Origin of the sequence: Sphingomonas azotifigens NBRC 15497 (assembly GCF_002091475.1) — a bacterium.
In the GTDB taxonomy this organism is placed as follows: Bacteria; Pseudomonadota; Alphaproteobacteria; order Sphingomonadales; family Sphingomonadaceae; genus Sphingomonas; species Sphingomonas azotifigens.
Genome location: NZ_BCTR01000040.1, coordinates 1 through 16,410 on the forward strand (window position 1 = coordinate 1; position 16,410 = coordinate 16,410).

Here is a 16,410-nt window from a genome sequence, read left to right on the forward strand (position 1 = left end):
GGGGGGGGGGGCTGCGCCGCCTCAGCACTTCTTCCACGTCGTTCCCTCCCCCGACCCCTCCCGCAAGCGGGAGGGGAGCGATAGCCTCAGGAGTTTCGCCATGCGCCTCTTCCTCCTCGCCTCCGCCCTGGTCGTCGCCACGCCGGCACTCGCCCAGCAGACCGCCGATTATTCGGTCGGGCCCCAGTACGACACCACGCACGTCTATGTGCCGGAAGACCAGTTCGACAGCTTCGTCACCAGCTTCCAGGCGACGTTCGGCGGCACCACCAGCAAGCAGGGCGTGTTCCAGGTGACGCCCACCACCAGCCTGACCAAGTCGCAGCTGGTGCTGACGCCCGCCGGGACCGTTTCGGTATTCGGGTTCAAGACGCCGATCCCGTTCCCGTTCGGCGACGAGCGTACCGGCTATCTGGTGACCGACATCGACGCCGCGGTGAAGGCCGCCGTCCAGCACGGCGCGGTCCGCCGGCTGGTGACCTTTCCCGATCCGATCGGCCGTGATTCGCTGATTCAGTGGCCGGGGGGCGTGAACATGCAGATCTACTGGCACACCACCAAGCCGAGCTACACGCCGCTGGAAACGGTGCCCGAGAACCGCATCTACCTGACCGAGGACGTCGCCGATCGCTTTGTGAAGAGCTGGGTCGGCTATGCGCATGGCAAGATCACCGCCGATGATCGCGCCGCGTCTGGCGCCGAGGTCGGCGAGCCCGGCAAGACGATCCGCCGCATTTCGATCACCAGCGGCTATGGCAAGATGGTGGTGTTCGTCACCGATGGCCTGCTGCCCTGGCCCTATGGCCGCGACATGACCGGCTATGCGGTGCCCGATCTCGACGCGACGCTCGCCAAGGCCAAGGCCGCCGGCGTCGAGACGCTGGTGCAGCCTTATGCCGCAGCCGGTGGCCGCGCGGCGATCGTGCGCTTCCCCGGCGGCTATATCGCCGAGATCCACGGCCCCGCGGCCAAGTGACCATGGCGACGCCGGACCCCCGCTTCGTCGACGCCATTCTCGACTGGCGGCCGACCTGGTTCCTCGCCCGGCTGCTGCTGGTAGGCGCATACCTGCTCGGCGGACTGGTCAAGCTAACCGACTGGCACGGCGCAGTGGCGGAGCAGGCGCATTTCGGCATGCACCCGCCCGTGCTCTGGGCGGCGCTGACCATCGCGGTGGAACTGGTCGGGCCGGTGCTGATCCTCACCGGCCGCTGGGTCTGGCTGGGCGCGGGGATGCTGGGGGTGTTCACCCTGCTCGCCGCTTTCACCGCCAATGCCTTCTGGTCCATGCCGCCAGGCCCCGAGCGGTTCGGCGCGACCAACGCCTTCTTCGAGCATCTCGGCCTGATCGGCGGCTTCGTCCTGGCGGCGCTGGTGGCGGAGCAGGCGAAGCGCCGTGGCTAGCCTTGCCGCGGTGGTGGTGCTGGTAGCGGCAGCGCAGATCCAGCCCGACGCCGCCACGCCCGAAACCGTCATCCCCGCGAAGGCGGGGATCCATTCGCCAGTGCGTTCGCAGCAGAAGCCGATCCGGCAGCCCCAATGGATCCCCGCCTCCGCGGGGATGACGATTGTGGGGGAGGGGCAGACCGCATCCACCCCCGCCCCCGAACCCTGGCAGGCGCCGACGCTCAGCATCACCCGCTATGACGAGGACTGGTCCGACCTCGCCGATGCCGAGAAGCGCGCGCACCATTGGACCGGGCCGTTCAAGTACATCCCGCTCGGCGGCGATGCGTGGCTCTCCACCGGCATCGAGGTCCGGCTGCGCAGCGAATCCTTTGCCAATAACGCGCTGGGCAACGCCGCCTCGCCCGACGATGCGTATCTCTGGACCCGCGCGCTGCCCTATGCCGATCTCCATGTCGGCCGCGTCCGCGCCTTTGCCCAGCCGATCCTCGCCTATGCCGCCGGCGTTCGCCCCGCTGCCGGCCCGGTCGACCAGACCCGCACGGACCTGCTCCAGGGCTTTGCCGAGCTCGATCTCGGCGCGGTCACCCTGCGCGGCGGGCGGCAGATGCTGTCGCTCGGCACCGAGCGGCTGATCGGCACCCGCTACGGCCCCAATGTGCCGCTCGCCTTTGACGGGGTGCGCGGGATCGTGGCGGTGGGCCAGGCCAGGATCAGCCTGCTCGCCGTCGCGCCGGTGGCACCGCGGCTCAGCACCTTCGACGACCGCACCTCGCCGACCAAGCGGCTCTGGGGCGCCTATGCCGTGCTGCCGGGGATCGACCTCTATTATCTCGGCTATCGCAACCGCACCGCGCATTTCGTCGACCGCACCGGCCGCGAGCTGCGCCACAGTTTCGGCGCGCGCGTCTATGGCGCGCGCGACAACTGGCACTGGAATGTCGAGGGGGTCGCCCAGTTCGGTCGCTTCGCCGACGGGCCGATCGCTGCCTGGACGCTCGGCACCGAACTCGGCCGCAAATTGCCGACCCTGCCCTTCGCGCCCGACGCGGTGCTCCGCTTCAACGTGATCAGCGGCGACGGCCATGCCGGGGATCGCCGGCTCGGCACGTTCAACGCGCTGTTCCCCAAGGGCAAATATTTCGGCGAGCTGTCGCCGGTCGGCCCCTATAACTTGATCAACCTCAACCCGCGCATCGCCGGCACGCTGGGCGGCGACGTCTCCGCCAGCGTCGCCGGCAGCGCCTATTGGCGCTACAGCACGGCGGACGGCGTATACGACATCCCCGGCAATCTGCTCCGCGCCCCCGGCACCAGCCGCGCCCGCTTCATCGGCAAGCAGATCGAAGGCGCGATCGCCTGGCAGGCGACCGCCGAACTCGAGCTTTCCGCCTCGCTCTCCTTCTTCCAGGCCGGCCGCTTCCTGCGCGAAACCGGCGCGCCCCGCCCGATCCGGATGATCGGCCTGGAAAGCAACTTCCGATTCTGAGGACTCCCGCCATGGCCGATTCCAAGACCGCAGCTTCCCCGCTTCCCCCGCTGCTCCTGCTGCTTTCCGTCACCACGGGCCTTGTCGACGCGGTGAGCGTGCTCGGGCTGGGCAAGGTGTTCACCGCGAACATGACCGGGAACATCGTGTTCCTCGGCTTCGCGGCGGCGGGCACGCCGGGCTTCACCATCACGCCCTATATCGTCGCGCTGGCATCCTTCCTCGCCGGCGCGCTGGTGGCGGGCAAGGTCGGCGCGCATCTTGCCGGGCAGCCGCTGCGGCGCTGGCTGGTGCTGGCCGCGGTGATCGAGGCCGTGCTGTTCGGCATCGCCGCGGGCGTCGCCGCCTGGGCCGGCGCGATCGGCATCCTGCCCGAGACCTGCGTGTTCGCGATCATTGCCCTCACCGCGATCGCGATGGGCTTCCGCAACGCGACGATCCGCCAGCTCAAGGTGCCGGACCTTACCACCACCGTGCTGACGCTGACGCTGACCGGCATCGCCGCCGATTCGCACTTCGCCGGCGGCCGCAACCCCAATATCGGGCGGCGACTTGCGGCAGTGGTGGCGATCCTGCTCGGCGCGTTCCTGGGGGCCGTGCTGGTCAACCGCTACGGCCTGGCGATTCCGCTGCTGGTCGCGGGGCTTACCGTGCTGGTCGGCACGCTTGCCTGTGTCCGCCATCCGATCGCGGCCGAACCTCTTCGCGCCTGAGCGCGCGCTGCCTCCGCAGCATGTCGGACGTGCAACGATCGCCGAATGGGCGTACAAGCACGCTGCATAACCGGTGGACGAAGCGATGGGCACGGCGACGGTCTGGCGAGCGGGTGCGGTGGTTCTCGGCGCGGCGGGGCTCGCCGCGTGCAGCGGCGGCGGTTCTGGGAGCAGCGGCGGCGGGACGGTCGTGACGCCTTCCACCCCCACCGTCGCCGGTGCACCGACGATCGGCACCGCGACCGCCGGGGACGGCAGCGCCGCGATCGCCTTCACCGCCCCCGCCAGCAACGGCGGCGCGACGATCACCGGCTATACGGCGAGCTGCACCGGCGGCGGCGCCACCCGCACCGGCACCGGCACGGCGAGCCCGATCACCGTTGCCGAGCTCACCAACGGCACCGCCTATAGCTGTTCGGTGACCGCCACCAACTCGGCCGGCACCAGCGCCGCCTCGGCCACGGTGAGCGTCACGCCCGCGGCAGCCGGCAGCGGCGGCACCAGCGCTTCCACCGCCGCGGTGCTCTGCCCGTACAGCGGCAGCTATACCGGCAGCTACAGCGGCGCGGGCACGCTCACTGCCACCTGGAGCTGGACCTGCGGCAGCGGTCGCCGCGCGCTCACCGGCAACGGTCTGCCCGATCACGCGGTCGGCACCTTCCCCAACAGCGCCAACCCCAACCGGATCAGCGCGCAATCGGTCAGCGTCTCGATGACGCTCACGCCCAGCAAGGCGAGCAGCGACTATGTCAGCGGCCCGGGCAAGGTGATCGGCTATGCGCTGAACAGCGTGAAGTTCGATCCCGGCACCGCCGGCACCTGCGCGGGCACCGCCACCAAGGCGAGCGACTGCAACCTCGCCAACGGCACCGACACGTGGAAGATCGAGGCGCTGGGCCAATCGGTGTTCGATTTCGGCGTCGATACCAACAACGCCCATGTGCAGCCGACCGGCGAATATCATTATCACGGCATGCCCGAGGCGCTGCTCACCGCCGCCGGCGCGTCCGCCGCGAACAAGAAGATGGTGCTGATCGGCTGGGCGTCGGACGGCTATCCGGTCTATGCGCGCTATTGCTATTCGGTGGCGAGCGACGCGACCAGCGCGCTCAAGGTCTGCACCGGCAGCTATACGCTGGACAGCACGCCCGATGCCGGTCGCCCCTCGACCAGCTGGGTGCCACTGGGTGCGTTCCAGAGCGACTGGAACTATACCGCCGGATCGGGCGACCTCGACAATTGCAATGGCCGCACCGGCGTGACGCCCGAATTCCCGAACGGCATCTATTATTACATGGTCACCGACAGCTATCCGTATTTCGGCCGCTGCCTGAAGGGGAACGTGCAATAGCCGGGTTCCTGCGCGGGATTCTGTTGCTGGCGCTGCTGCTGCCGTCGGCTGCCTGGGCGCATCTGCTGCCGCGCCAAAACGCGACGCTGCACGTGGAGCGCGACCGCGCCTATCTGGCGGTGTCGGTGCCCGTCTCGGCGTTCACCGACGTCGACGACAATCGGGACGGGCTGCTCGATGCGGGCGAGCTGGGGCGCCATGCCGAGGCGATCGGCGCCCAGTTCCGCGCGCGGTTTCACGTCCTGCAAGGCGCGCGGGCGGCCCCGCTCGCCTTCACTTGGGTCGCGCATCCGGGCAGCGATTCCGGGCTGAGCGATCCCACCCCCTATGTGGTGGTAATGGCCGGCGCCCAGCTGGCCGCGCCGGTCGAGACGGTGACGCTCGCCACCGATCTCTTCGGCGCCACCGCGCAGGATGCCCGCTATGTGGTCCGCGCCCGGATCGGCGACCGCATCGAGGCGGGCGTGCTCGATCCTGTCAGCCCGCGCCATGTCTTCTTTCGCGGACCGGGCGCCTTGTTCGCCGTGTTCCTGGGTGTCGGCATCGAGCACATCCTGCTTGGCTATGACCATCTGCTGTTCCTGCTCACCATCCTGATGGGGGTGGCGGGCTGGCGCCGCTGGATCGCCGTCGTCACCGCCTTCACCTTGGCGCACAGCATCACGCTGACGCTCGGCGCGCTGGGCCTGGTGCGGCTCGACCCCGCGATCGTCGAGCCGGGGATCGCGCTGAGCATCGCCGCGATGGCGGCGCTCAACCTGTTCGGCCCCGCAGCCCCGCGCGCCCGGATCGGCATCGTCTTCGCTTGCGGGCTGCTCCACGGCCTCGGCTTTGCCGGGGTGCTGACCGAGATGGGGCTCGGGCAGGGCAATCGCCTCGCAACGCTGGCCGGTTTCAATCTCGGCGTCGAACTCGGGCAATTGCTGTTCCTGGGAGCGCTGCTCGGCGCGGCGGCGCTGCTGGCGCGGGCAGGGCAGGGGCGGCTGGCGGCGGCACTGCCGCGCTTCGCTTCGATGCTGGCGCTGCTGCTCGGGCTGATCCTGCTGGCGATGCGCCTGCCCCTTTGACAGGCCGGCGATCGCTCCCTATCGGCCAGCCATGACGCTCCAGCACACCGACTCCATCCTGATCGTCGATTTCGGCAGCCAGGTGACCCAGCTGATCGCGCGCCGCGTTCGCGAAGCCGGGGTCTATTCCGAGATCGCGCCCTTCACCACCGCCGCCGAGGCCTTTGCCCGGATGCAGCCCAAGGGCATCATCCTCTCCGGCTCGCCCGCCTCGGTGCTCGACGAGGGCTCCCCGCGTGTGCCGCAGGAAATTTTCGACAGCGGCCTGCCGGTGCTCGGCATCTGCTACGGCCAGCAGGTGATGATGCACCAGCTCGGCGGCGAGGTCGTGCTGGGCGACAGCGGCGAGTTCGGCCGGGCCTTTATCGAGATCCAGGACGGCTGCGTGCTGTTCGACGGCCTGTGGCAGGAAAACGAAAGCCACCAGGTGTGGATGAGCCATGGCGACAAGGTCGTTCAGCTCGCCCCGGGCTTCCGTCCGGTCGCAACCAGCCCCGGATCGCCCTATGCGGTGATCGCCAACGACGCGCGCCGCTATTACGCGATGCAGTTCCACCCCGAAGTGGTGCACACCCCCGATGGCGCCAAGCTGCTGGCGAACTTCGTGCGCCATGTCTGCGGCCTGTCGGGCGACTGGACGATGGCCGAGTTTCGCGCCGCCAAGATCGCCGAGATCCGCGCGCAGGTGGGCAGCGGCAAGGTGATCTGCGGCCTGTCGGGCGGTGTCGATTCCGCGGTCGCCGCGGTGCTGATCCACGAGGCGATCGGCGACCAGCTGACCTGCGTGTTCGTCGACCACGGGCTGATGCGCGCCGGCGAGGCCGACCAGGTGGTGAGCCTGTTCCGCGGCCACTACAACATCCCGCTCGTCCATGTGAACGCCGAGACGCTGTTCCTGAACGGCCTTGCCGGGGTTACCGACCCCGAGGCGAAGCGCAAGTTCATCGGCAAGACCTTCATCGACGTGTTCGAGGACGAGGCCAAGAAGATCGGCGGCGCCGATTTCCTGGCGCAGGGCACGCTCTATCCGGACGTGATCGAGAGCGTCAGCTTCACCGGCGGTCCGTCCGTGACGATCAAGAGCCACCACAATGTCGGCGGCCTGCCCGCGCGGATGAACATGCAGCTGGTCGAGCCGCTGCGCGAGCTGTTCAAGGACGAGGTCCGCGCGCTCGGCCGCGAACTGGGCCTGCCCGATGTGTTCGTCGGCCGGCACCCCTTCCCGGGGCCGGGCCTGGCGATTCGCATCCCGGGCGAAGTCACCAAAGAACGCTGCGACATCCTGCGCAAGGCCGACGCGATCTATCTCGAGGAGATCCGCAATGCGGGGCTCTACGACGCGATCTGGCAGGCCTTCGCGGTGCTTACCCCGGTGCGCAGCGTCGGCGTGATGGGCGACGGGCGGACGTATGACAGCGTGCTGGCGCTGCGCGCGGTAACGTCGATCGACGGCATGACTGCCGAGGCGTTCGAATTCCCCGGCGGCTTCCTTCCGCGCGTGGCGACCCGCATCGTCAACGAGGTGCGCGGCGTGAACCGGGTGACCTACGACTATACGAGCAAGCCGCCCGGCACGATCGAGTGGGAATGAGGGCGGCGTTGTGGCAGAGCGCGCGCTGACGGGATCAACCCGGCAGCGGGGCTGTCGGGTCGACCAATCCTTCCGCGCGCATCTCGCTCCAGAACGCCGCCGGAATCACCGCCTCGAACGCGGTGCGATCTTCGGCGATGCGCTCTGGCCGGCTCGCGCCCGGGATGGTCGCAGCGACTGCAGGATGGGCCAGCGAGAATTGCAGGCCCGCCGCCTTCATCGAGACGCCGTGCCGGTCGGCGATTGCCTTGATGGCGGCAATCTTCGCCAGGATCTCGGGCGAGGCAGGCGCATATTCGAAGTTCGGCCCGCCCACGAGGGCGCCGGAGCTATAAGGGCCGCCGACAATCACGCCCAGCCCGCGCTCCTGCACCTTGGGCATCAGACGCTGTAATGCGCGGCTATGGTCGAGCAGCGTATAACGGCCCGCAAGTAGAAAGGCGTTGGGCTGCGGCTCGTCGAGGTCTAGCAGGATCTCGATCGGCTCGACCTTGTTGACCCCGAGCCCCCAGGCCTTGATCACGCCCTCGCTGCGGAGCCGATCCAGCGCGCGGAAGGCGCCGGTGCGGGCTTCCTCGAAGCGGGCGATCCACTGGTCGCCCAGAAATCCTGCGCCAGGTCGTGCACGAAGACGATCTCGACATGGCTGGTCTGGAGCCGGGTGAGGCTGTCCTCGATCGACTTCAGCGTGGCGTCATAGCCATAGTCGTTGACCATCTTGTTCGGGCGTCCATGCGCGAACACATCGCCCTTCTCGCCATGGTCGCGCAGGCTGATGTCCTCGACCTCGTCGAGCACGACGCGGCCGACCTTGGTGCTGAGCACATAGGCGTCGCGCGGCTTGCTCTTGAGCGCCTCGCCCATGCGCAGTTCGGCAAGGCCGGCGCCGTAGAAGGGGGCGTTGTCGAAGTAGCGGATGCCGGCGTCCCAGGCGGCAGCGACGGTCTCCAGCGCCTCCGCCTCGGGAATCGCGCGGAACATGTTGCCGAGCGGCGCGGTGCCGAAGCCGAGCTTGCCTTTCAGGATGGTATCCAGTGCCATGCCGTGGTCCTTCCAGTTGCGGAAGCGGCGGGCGTCCACCGTCGGATGCCCGCCGCGTCCGTGGATCAGAGATTGCTCATGCCGCCGTCGATGATCAGCTCGCTGCCGACGGTGTACCGGCTCTCGTCCGAGGCGAGATGCACGACGGCCTCCGCGATTTCCGCGGATTCGCCGAAGCGGCCCGCCGGGATCGCGCCGATCAGATAGTCCTTCATGCCCGCGAGATCGCTCTCGGACAGGCCGAGCTTGCCGTAGATCGGCGTCGAGACCGGGCCGGGGCTGACGACGTTCACCCGCACGCCGCGGCCGATCAGTTCGCCGGACAGCGTCCGCGCCAGCGAGATCAGCGCGGCCTTGCTCGCGGCGTAGACGATCGAGTTCGGCTTGCCGAGCCGGGCGTTGATCGAGCCGTTGAGCACGATCGAGGCGGGATTGGCGAACAGCGGCAGCAGCGCCTGCACGAGGAACAGCGGGCCCTTCACATTGACCGCGAAGGTGCGATCGAACCCGGCTTCGTCCCACGCCTCGAGCGGGCGAAAGTCGGCGACGCCCGCGTTGACGAACAGCGTGTCGAGGCGACCCCATGCCTCGCGGATCGTGTCGGCGATCGCCGTCTGGCCGGCAACGTCCCCGGCATCGGCATGGATGGTGAGCACGTCGCCCAGTTCCTGCCTGGCAGCGGCGAGCTTCGCCTCGCTGGTGCCGGTGATGGCGACGGTCGCGCCTTCTTCGAGGAAGCGGCGGGCGGTGGCGAGGCCGATGCCGCTGGTGACGAGGGCGAATTTATTGGCAAGACGGTTCATGATCGATTCCTTGGTTGCGAGCCGGCGGAGATCGTCGGCGACAAGGACACAAATAATCTCTAGCTAAACTTGATCGATGGGCGGAAAATCGTGCATTCATTCAGCAAAGCTGAAGGATTTTCGCGATGGATCGGTTGCGCGCCCTCGAGGTGTTCGTCGCGGTGGTGGCGCGCGGTGGCTTTGCCCGTGCCGCCGATGCACTGGACACCTCGCCCGCCAATGTGACGCGCTACGTCGCCGAGCTCGAGGCACATCTCGGCACGCGGCTGCTCCACCGCACGTCGCGGCGCGTGTCGCTGACCGAGGCGGGCGAGGCCTATTACGAGCGCGCGCGGACCATCCTCGACGAGGTGGCCGAAGCCGAAGCGGCGGCAACGGCGAGCGCCAGCGGCGCGCGCGGGCGGCTGCGGATCAATGCGCCGCTGGTATTTGGCGCCCGCCATCTCGCGCCCCTTTGGCCGCGCTTCATGGCGCTGCATCCGGAAGTGGAGCTCGACATCGCGCTCACCGACCGGATCGTCGATCTGGTCGAGGAGGGGTACGACCTCGGCATCCGCATCTCGCGCGGGGGATCGCAGCACTATGTGTCGCGCAAGCTGGCCACGTCGCACAACGTCATCTGTGCTTCGCCGGACTATATCGCGCGGCACGGCACGCCCGGCACGCCAGCCGATCTCGCCAGGCATCGCTGCGTCGTCTACGGCTATGCGCCCGAGCCGGAGACCTGGACGTTCCTCGGCGCCGATGGGGCGGAGGTCCGCGTGCGGGTCGGCATCCGCCTGCGCACCAACAGCGGCGATACCGCGCGCGCCGTCGCGCTTGCGGGCGAGGCGATCACCTGGCAGCCCGACTTCCTGATCGGTGATGATATTCGTGCGGGCACGCTGGTGCCGCTGCTGCCCGGCTGGCGGCTGCCCGATATCGACATCCTCGCGCTCTATCCCAGCCGGCGGCACCTCTCGGCCAAGGTCCGGCTGATGGTCGACTTCCTCGCCGATGCCTTTCACGGGCCGCTGCACCGGTGGGAGGCGGCGGGCTGACGCGCTTCTGACACGTTGCCAATCGCACTGCGCGCCTTGCATCGGCCCGGCTCCCTCTGCACCAGGGATCGATAGCCTGGGCGGCGGTACGCGGCGAATACCCGATCGGGTAGCTTCCGGCGCCCGCCTTGGCATTGAGCGCGGTGGCGACAGCGCGCACCCTCCACGCGAACTCACCGCGATCTGGAGGCGCGTCGTTCCGATGTTGAGATCCCTTTTGCTCGCTGCTGCGTGCACCATATCCGCGCCAGCGCTGGCGCAGGTCCCGGCCTATCCGAGCAGCTTCAAGACGCAGGAGGTCGCCACGAATGGCACGACGCTCCACGTCCGCATCGGCGGGCGTGGTCCGGCCGTGCTGCTGCTCCACGGCTATGGCGAGAGCGGCGACATGTGGGCGCCCCTCGCCGCCGCGCTGGTGGCGGACCACACCGTGATCGTGCCGGACCTTCGCGGCATGGGCCTTTCCGCGCATCCTGCCGGCGGCTTCGACAAGATGAACCAGGGCCGCGACATGCAGGGCGTGCTGGCCACGCTGAAGGTGCAGACGTTCGACATCGTCGCGCACGATATCGGCAACATGGTCGGCTTCGCGCTCGCCACGCAGGTGCCCGACCGGGTCAGCCATCTCGTGATGATCGACGCGCCGGTGCCGGGCGTCGGCCCCTGGGATGAAATCCTGAAGAACCCGCTGCTCTGGCATTTCCGATTCGGCGGGCCGGACATGGAGCGGCTCGTCGCCGGGCGCGAGCGTATCTACCTCGATCGCTTCTGGAACGAGTTTTCGGCCAATCCCGCCAAGTTCGATGAGGCCTCCCGCCAGCATTATGCGGCGCTCTATGCACGGCCGGGCGGCATGCATTCAGGCTTCGCGCAGTTCGCGGCGTTCGATCAGGACGCCGCCGACAATCGGGCATGGCTCGCCGCCGGCAACAAGCTGAAGATGCCGGTGCTGGCACTGGGCGGGGCCAAGTCGTTCGGACTGACGATGGCGGTGGTGATGCGCGCCGCCGCGACCGACGTGAAGGAAGGGGTCGTCCCCGATTCCGGTCACTGGATCATGGAGGAAAATCCCGCCGGCACGGTCGCGCTGGTCAAGCCGTTCCTGGCGGCCGGTCGATGAGCCGGTTGTTCGTCGCCGTCGCGCTGCTCGCCGCTGGCAGTGTCCCTATGGCACACGCCCAGCAGGCGCGGCTGACCCCGGCCGAGATTGCCGCGCTGCCCAAGGAGGGGGCGGGGCCGGGCACCTCAGGGCTTGCGGGCATCCGTACCACGGTGCTGGCCGGCGACCCGACCAAGGAGGGACCGTACACCATCGAACTGCGCGTGCCGGCGCACACCAGTATCCAAGCGCATACCCACCGCGACGCGCGCACCGCGATCGTGGTCAGCGGTACCTGGTATTTCGGCTACGGCACCAAGGCCGATCCTGCGCTGGTCAAGCGCCTGCCGCCGGGCAGCTTCTACAGCGAGCCCGCCGCCGATCCGCATTTTGCACTGACCCGCGATGAACCGGCGGTGGTCTACATCACCGGCTGGGGGCCGACCGACACGGAGTATGTCGCCAAGCCCTGACGGGTCGCTGCCACTTCCTCGAAACGAAGGAATCGCCATGACATCGCCCGAGCACATTCGCGACCCGAGAGCGGACGAACTGCTCACGCCGAAGAACGCGGCGTTGCTGATCATCGATTTCCAACCTGTCCAGGTCGCCTCGATCGTTTCGATGGAGCGCCGCGAACTGATCGCCAATGTGGTTGCGGTGGCGCGGTCGGCGACCTTGTACGGCGTGCCGGTGGTGCTCTCTACCGTCAACGTCGCGACGGGCCGCAATGCCCCGACCATCCGCCAGCTGCAGGAGGTGCTACCCGGCGTCACGCCCATCGACCGGACCTCGATCAATGCCTGGGAAGACGAGGACTTCGTCGCCGCGGTGAAGGCGACCGGGCGACGCAAGCTGATCATGGTGGCGCTGTGGACCGAGGTGTGTCTCGCCTTTCCCGCGCTGGACGCGCTGCGCGAGGGGTTCGACGTCTATCCGGTGGTCGACGCGATTGGCGGCACGTCGCTGGTCGCGCACGAGGCCGGCCTGGCCCGCATTCAGCAAGCGGGCGGACGACCGATCACCTGGATCCAGCTCGTGTGCGAATTCCAGCGCGACTGGAACCGCTGGGAGACGGTGGAGGGCTTCACCGATATCGTCTTCGCGTCGATCCACCCCTGAGGAGGGAGCTCAGCGCTCGATATAGCCGCGCCGCACCGCGACCATTGCGGCGTGGGTGCGATCGTGGACGTCGAGTTTCTCGAAGATCGTCTTCACGCCGGCCTTGATCGTATCCACCGAGAGTTGAAGCGAGCGGGCGATTTCCTTGTTGGATTGTCCTTCGCCGATCAATTGCAGGATCGCGATTTCGCGTTCTACCAGCGGCTCGTCGAGGGCATGCTCGGCCAGTGCATGCGCGATGTCGGGAGAAACGACGCGACGACCGGCGTGCACCGCGCGGATCGCGTCGGCTAACTCCGTCCTCACGCAGTTCTTGAGCAGATAGCCCGATGCCCCCGCCCGCATCGCGCGGATCGCGGCGGCGTCGCCGGCATAGGTGGTGAGAACGAGAATGCGTGCCTTGGGTGACAAGGCGCGGATCGCCTGGATCGCGTCGACGCCGCTCATGCCTTCCATGCGCACGTCCATCAGCGTCACGTCGGGTGCGAGCTCGGCAAATTTCGCGATCGCCTCAGCACCATGGCTCGCTTCGCCGACCGGCTCCATGTCGCCGCAGCCCAGCAGCAAGCCTTGGATGCCGTCGCGAAGCATCGGGTGATCGTCGACGACGAGCACGCGGATCGGTCTGGTCTTGGTTGCAGCAGCCGTCATCGCATCCTCCTGATGCGCGCCCACCAACTGCGTCGTTCCGGGAGATACGCGACCCGCCCGGGGACCGTCAGCACCAGTTCGGTACCATGATCCGCAAGCGGCCGAAGTGCAAGTGTCGCCCGTAGCTTACGGGCACGTTCGCGCATGCCGCGCAACCCGAAATGGCCAACTGTCCCGGTCTCCGCGACCGCCGGATCGATGCCGACGCCATCGTCCACGATGCGTAGTCGCAGGGACCGCCCATAGCGAACCTCGATTTCGACGCCGGAGGCGGCCGCGTGCCGGCGAATATTGGCAAGCGTCTCGCCGGCAATGCTGGCGATTTCGTCCAGTGCAAGCGGCTCGATCGGGCGTCGCCGGCCGTGTTCCGCAATGGTGATCTCCACGCCTGGCTCGAACAGTTGCTGGGCCGCGGCTTCGCGCAGAAGCGGCGCCAGTGCATCATGCTGCCGCGATCGCAGATCTTGGACGCGGTTGCGCCCCTCGGCAATCACCTGATCGGCGACGTCAAGCGCCTGCAGCAGCGATCCCCGCGCCGGTTGCTGGTCGGGCAGTTCGTTGACGACGCGCTGGAACCGCAGGGTAACCGCCTGGATTCCCTGCAATAGCGTATCGTGAAGCTCGCGCGCGATGCGCTCGCGTTCCTCGAACCGCTCGGTCATCCGCAGCCGGATGCGTGCGGCGACGACCCGCAGGCGCAGGGCATAGGCTCCCCATAGCAGCCCGAGCAGCGCGACCGCACACAGGAGCTTGAAGGGCGTGCTCTGCCAGAAGGTGGGGCGGATGTCGAAGTTCAGCGATGCGCCGGTTCGATTCCAGACGCCGTCGGCGTTGGCGGCGATGACCTGGAACCGGTATGTGCCGGGACCGAGATTGGCGTAGCTGGCGAGGCGGCGCGCGCCAGCGTCCACCCAGTCGGCATCGATGCCTTCCAGGCGATAGCGGAAGCGCATGCGCTGGGGCACGATGAAGGTCAGGCCGGCATAGCCGATGTCCACCGCGCGGGTGCCGGCAGGCAGGGTCAGCTTCACGGGATCACGCCAACTGGACGTTCCGCTGCGCAGCACCCGAATTGCAACCGGGGGCGGCAGCGGATTGGGCGTGAGCGCTGCCCGATCGAAATAGGCCGCCCCCTCGCGATTGAGAAACCAGATCCGCCCGTCACCGCCTTCGACGATCTGGGTACCCTTGAAGCCGGCATGCTGCGCCGCGCTGACCAGCCCGTCCTGGGTGTCGAAATATCGATACGGCAGCGGCGCCTTGGGATCGGCGAAGGCGCGATCGAGATCGGCGGTCGCCACCTGGTAGATGCGGGAACGCGCCACCAGCCAGGTCTGGCCCTCTCTGGTCTGCATCAGTCCGCGCAACCAGACCAGCCACGGGAAGCGCTTGTCGTCGAGGCGCGCGATGGTGGTGCCGCGGAGCCGGACCAGTCCCTGCGCGTCGCTAAGGAAGACGTCGTCCCCGCTGGTCGTCAGCATCGTCGCGGTTCCATACTTGCCGCGAAGGGTAAGTTGGTTGCCGCGAAGGATTCCGAGGCGGGGCAGGCCGTTGAAGGCGATGTCGCCCGATCGCGTCGCCGCCACTTCCCACGCATGCTGCTGGCGTAGCGGCCCTGGCGCATCGTGCCACCAGGCAAGGTCGTGCCATCGCAGGGGCGCAGCCATGTCACTCAGCCACAAGCGGCCGGATCGATCTTCCGCGCAATTGATTGGCGCGCCGATGCTCACGTGACGCTGCTGCAACGCCACTCGGCTTTCCTGCACGCGCAGCGTCCGGGTCGGTTGTACGACCCATACGCCGCCGGCACGGGCAGGACAGATAGAGAGAAGTGCCTTGTCGAGTGTCAGCACCCGCTCCGGACTTCGACCGGGAGCGATGCGGAAAAGCGCGCCGTTTGAGGCGACGTACACGTTCCCATCCTCGGCCCGAGCAATGGCCAGCCCGTCTACAGGATCCGCTGGGATCGCGGACTCCTGTATGGCGCGCGACCGGCGGAACTGATCCAGCCCGGCTTCGGTGGCGATCCAGACACTCCCCTCGCGATCGACCATCGTGTGGTAGGTGAAGTCCGAGCGTAAGCCGTTGGCGGCGGTGAAAGCGTAGGGCGGCCCGGCGCTCGCTGACGCGGCATGGGGCGCATAAGCGATGCCGTTGCGTCCGCTCGTCCGCCACAGGCCGCCGGCGCGATCGAAGGCGAAGGCGGCGCTGCGGATGCCGGCGGGAACGGGAACGGCGACGGGATGCAGCGCCCTTTTGCCGGCCGCATCGATCAGCATGCGGGTGCCCGCGCGATCGGAAACCCACAGGGCGCCGCCGGCATCGCGTGCGAGCCGGGGTAACGGACCGATGGGGTCGGGCAACAACTGGAAGCGGCTGGCACCGTTCGGCAGATATGCGATGGCGCCATCTCTGCCGCCCTCATGCGCCAGGGCGACCCAGACGGAGCCATCCTGCATCGCCACGAGATCCATCACCGCGCCGGGGGGGAGGGGAAGCGAGGACCAGCGGCCATGGCGAAGCTGTCGCAACGGGTTGCCGCGCCGCCGGAAGGCGAACCACATGGTTCCGTCCGGGCTCTCCGCCATCGCCGCCATCGGGCCGGGCGGGCGAGGCATGCCGGCATCCACGAGCCGTCCGCCGCGATACACCGCCAATACAGGCTTGGCGTTCAGGCCGACCCAGAGCTCGCCGCGTCGACTGACCAGCAGGCTCGTCGGATCGAGCCTTTTCCAAGGCGCCCCGGCGGGCCAGTCGATCCGCTCGAACGTCGCCCCATCGAACCTGTAGAGCCCGTCACCCGTCAGCCAGAGGTACCCATCGGGCGTCTGCGCCGTCTCGAACACCCCCTCTGGGGCGCCCTGTTCCACGCCCCACCCGATGTGCTTGAACGCGGCAAAACCAGGCGGTGCGATCTGTGCGCGAGCGGATCCGATCGGCAGCGCCGCCGCCGCGGTGACCGCTGTCGTGCGCACGAGCATGGAGCACAGGTTGGTAGAGTGCAGGCAAAAGCGCGATATCCGCCGGCGTGCCATG

At 68.2% G+C, this 16,410-nt stretch carries 16 protein-coding genes; 11 read left to right on the top strand and 5 right to left on the bottom strand.

Features of this window, described 5'->3' with window-relative positions; genetic code table 11:
• Positions 1–100 precede the first annotated feature (100 nt).
• From SAZ01S_RS14475 to guaA, 7 genes are all read left to right on the top strand, one after another.
• A complete protein-coding gene (locus SAZ01S_RS14475; protein WP_084582983.1) occupies positions 101–976 on the top strand; it encodes a VOC family protein in 876 nt (291 codons plus the stop codon).
• Between the two features lie 2 nt (positions 977–978).
• Positions 979–1,404, top strand: coding sequence for a DoxX family protein (locus tag SAZ01S_RS14480; RefSeq protein ID WP_084582984.1), 426 nt, complete (start codon positions 979–981; stop codon positions 1,402–1,404).
• Positions 1,405–1,561: 157 nt separating this feature from the next.
• On the top strand, positions 1,562–2,896 hold the full coding sequence (locus SAZ01S_RS14485) for an alginate export family protein (protein ID WP_084583020.1): 1,335 nt from the start codon (positions 1,562–1,564) through the stop codon (positions 2,894–2,896).
• A gap of 11 nt (positions 2,897–2,907) precedes the next feature.
• The gene (locus SAZ01S_RS14490) at positions 2,908–3,609 is read left to right on the top strand and encodes a YoaK family protein (RefSeq protein ID WP_084582985.1); all 702 of its coding nucleotides are present in this window, start codon (positions 2,908–2,910) and stop codon (positions 3,607–3,609) included.
• A gap of 73 nt (positions 3,610–3,682) precedes the next feature.
• Positions 3,683–4,960, top strand: coding sequence for a YHYH protein (locus SAZ01S_RS14495; RefSeq protein WP_084582986.1), 1,278 nt, complete (start codon positions 3,683–3,685; stop codon positions 4,958–4,960).
• 23 nt (positions 4,961–4,983) lie between these two features.
• The gene (locus tag SAZ01S_RS14500; protein WP_084582987.1) at positions 4,984–6,027 is read left to right on the top strand and encodes a HupE/UreJ family protein; all 1,044 of its coding nucleotides are present in this window, start codon (positions 4,984–4,986) and stop codon (positions 6,025–6,027) included.
• A 31-nt stretch (positions 6,028–6,058) separates the two neighbouring features.
• A complete protein-coding gene (guaA, locus tag SAZ01S_RS14505; RefSeq protein WP_084582988.1) occupies positions 6,059–7,618 on the top strand; it encodes a glutamine-hydrolyzing GMP synthase in 1,560 nt (519 codons plus the stop codon).
• Between the two features lie 34 nt (positions 7,619–7,652).
• Here the strand turns inward: guaA and SAZ01S_RS24660 are convergent, their stop codons facing one another.
• The 3 genes from SAZ01S_RS24660 to SAZ01S_RS14515 all read right to left on the bottom strand — a co-directional run bounded on the left by SAZ01S_RS24660 (position 7,653) and on the right by SAZ01S_RS14515 (position 9,462).
• Positions 7,653–8,141, bottom strand: coding sequence for an aldo/keto reductase (locus SAZ01S_RS24660; RefSeq protein WP_369688879.1), 489 nt, complete (start codon positions 8,139–8,141; stop codon positions 7,653–7,655).
• Positions 8,138–8,659 (bottom strand): aldo/keto reductase, encoded by a 522-nt coding sequence (locus SAZ01S_RS24665; protein ID WP_369688880.1) that lies wholly within the window; start codon positions 8,657–8,659, stop codon positions 8,138–8,140. Before SAZ01S_RS24665 ends, SAZ01S_RS24660 begins: the two co-directional genes overlap by 4 nt.
• A 65-nt stretch (positions 8,660–8,724) precedes the next feature.
• Entirely contained in the window at positions 8,725–9,462 is a 738-nt protein-coding gene (locus SAZ01S_RS14515; RefSeq protein ID WP_084582989.1) for an SDR family oxidoreductase, read from the bottom strand.
• Positions 9,463–9,587: 125 nt separating this feature from the next.
• On the opposite strand from SAZ01S_RS14515, the gene SAZ01S_RS14520 reads away from it, so the two are divergent.
• The 4 genes from SAZ01S_RS14520 (at position 9,588) to SAZ01S_RS14535 (ending at position 12,723) form a co-directional block, all read left to right on the top strand.
• On the top strand, positions 9,588–10,502 hold the full coding sequence (locus SAZ01S_RS14520; protein ID WP_084582990.1) for a LysR family transcriptional regulator: 915 nt from the start codon (positions 9,588–9,590) through the stop codon (positions 10,500–10,502).
• Positions 10,503–10,704: 202 nt separating this feature from the next.
• A complete protein-coding gene (locus tag SAZ01S_RS14525) occupies positions 10,705–11,622 on the top strand; it encodes an alpha/beta fold hydrolase (protein WP_084582991.1) in 918 nt (305 codons plus the stop codon).
• Positions 11,619–12,074, top strand: a complete 456-nt coding sequence (locus SAZ01S_RS14530; protein WP_084582992.1) for a cupin domain-containing protein — start codon at positions 11,619–11,621, stop codon at positions 12,072–12,074. Before SAZ01S_RS14525 ends, SAZ01S_RS14530 begins: the two co-directional genes overlap by 4 nt.
• A gap of 37 nt (positions 12,075–12,111) precedes the next feature.
• The gene (locus SAZ01S_RS14535) at positions 12,112–12,723 is read left to right on the top strand and encodes a hydrolase (protein ID WP_084582993.1); all 612 of its coding nucleotides are present in this window, start codon (positions 12,112–12,114) and stop codon (positions 12,721–12,723) included.
• A gap of 9 nt (positions 12,724–12,732) precedes the next feature.
• Here SAZ01S_RS14535 and SAZ01S_RS14540 read toward each other — a convergent pair whose 3' ends face one another.
• On the bottom strand, positions 12,733–13,374 hold the full coding sequence (locus tag SAZ01S_RS14540; protein ID WP_084583021.1) for a response regulator: 642 nt from the start codon (positions 13,372–13,374) through the stop codon (positions 12,733–12,735).
• Positions 13,371–16,409, bottom strand: coding sequence for a sensor histidine kinase (locus tag SAZ01S_RS14545; RefSeq protein ID WP_084582994.1), 3,039 nt, complete (start codon positions 16,407–16,409; stop codon positions 13,371–13,373). Before SAZ01S_RS14545 ends, SAZ01S_RS14540 begins: the two co-directional genes overlap by 4 nt.
• Position 16,410 lies beyond the last annotated feature (1 nt).

Coding starts and splice junctions, on each gene's coding strand:
- SAZ01S_RS14475 (WP_084582983.1), top strand. CDS start 101: ATGCGCCTCTTCCTCCTCGCCTCCGCCCTGGTCGTCGCCACGCCGGCA.
- SAZ01S_RS14480 (WP_084582984.1), top strand. CDS start 979: ATGGCGACGCCGGACCCCCGCTTCGTCGACGCCATTCTCGACTGGCGG.
- SAZ01S_RS14485 (WP_084583020.1), top strand. CDS start 1,562: ATGACGATTGTGGGGGAGGGGCAGACCGCATCCACCCCCGCCCCCGAA.
- SAZ01S_RS14490 (WP_084582985.1), top strand. CDS start 2,908: ATGGCCGATTCCAAGACCGCAGCTTCCCCGCTTCCCCCGCTGCTCCTG.
- guaA (WP_084582988.1), top strand. CDS start 6,059: ATGACGCTCCAGCACACCGACTCCATCCTGATCGTCGATTTCGGCAGC.
- SAZ01S_RS24665 (WP_369688880.1), bottom strand. CDS start 8,659: ATGGCACTGGATACCATCCTGAAAGGCAAGCTCGGCTTCGGCACCGCG.
- SAZ01S_RS14515 (WP_084582989.1), bottom strand. CDS start 9,462: ATGAACCGTCTTGCCAATAAATTCGCCCTCGTCACCAGCGGCATCGGC.
- SAZ01S_RS14520 (WP_084582990.1), top strand. CDS start 9,588: ATGGATCGGTTGCGCGCCCTCGAGGTGTTCGTCGCGGTGGTGGCGCGC.
- SAZ01S_RS14525 (WP_084582991.1), top strand. CDS start 10,705: ATGTTGAGATCCCTTTTGCTCGCTGCTGCGTGCACCATATCCGCGCCA.
- SAZ01S_RS14530 (WP_084582992.1), top strand. CDS start 11,619: ATGAGCCGGTTGTTCGTCGCCGTCGCGCTGCTCGCCGCTGGCAGTGTC.
- SAZ01S_RS14535 (WP_084582993.1), top strand. CDS start 12,112: ATGACATCGCCCGAGCACATTCGCGACCCGAGAGCGGACGAACTGCTC.
- SAZ01S_RS14540 (WP_084583021.1), bottom strand. CDS start 13,374: ATGACGGCTGCTGCAACCAAGACCAGACCGATCCGCGTGCTCGTCGTC.
- SAZ01S_RS14545 (WP_084582994.1), bottom strand. CDS start 16,409: ATGGCACGCCGGCGGATATCGCGCTTTTGCCTGCACTCTACCAACCTG.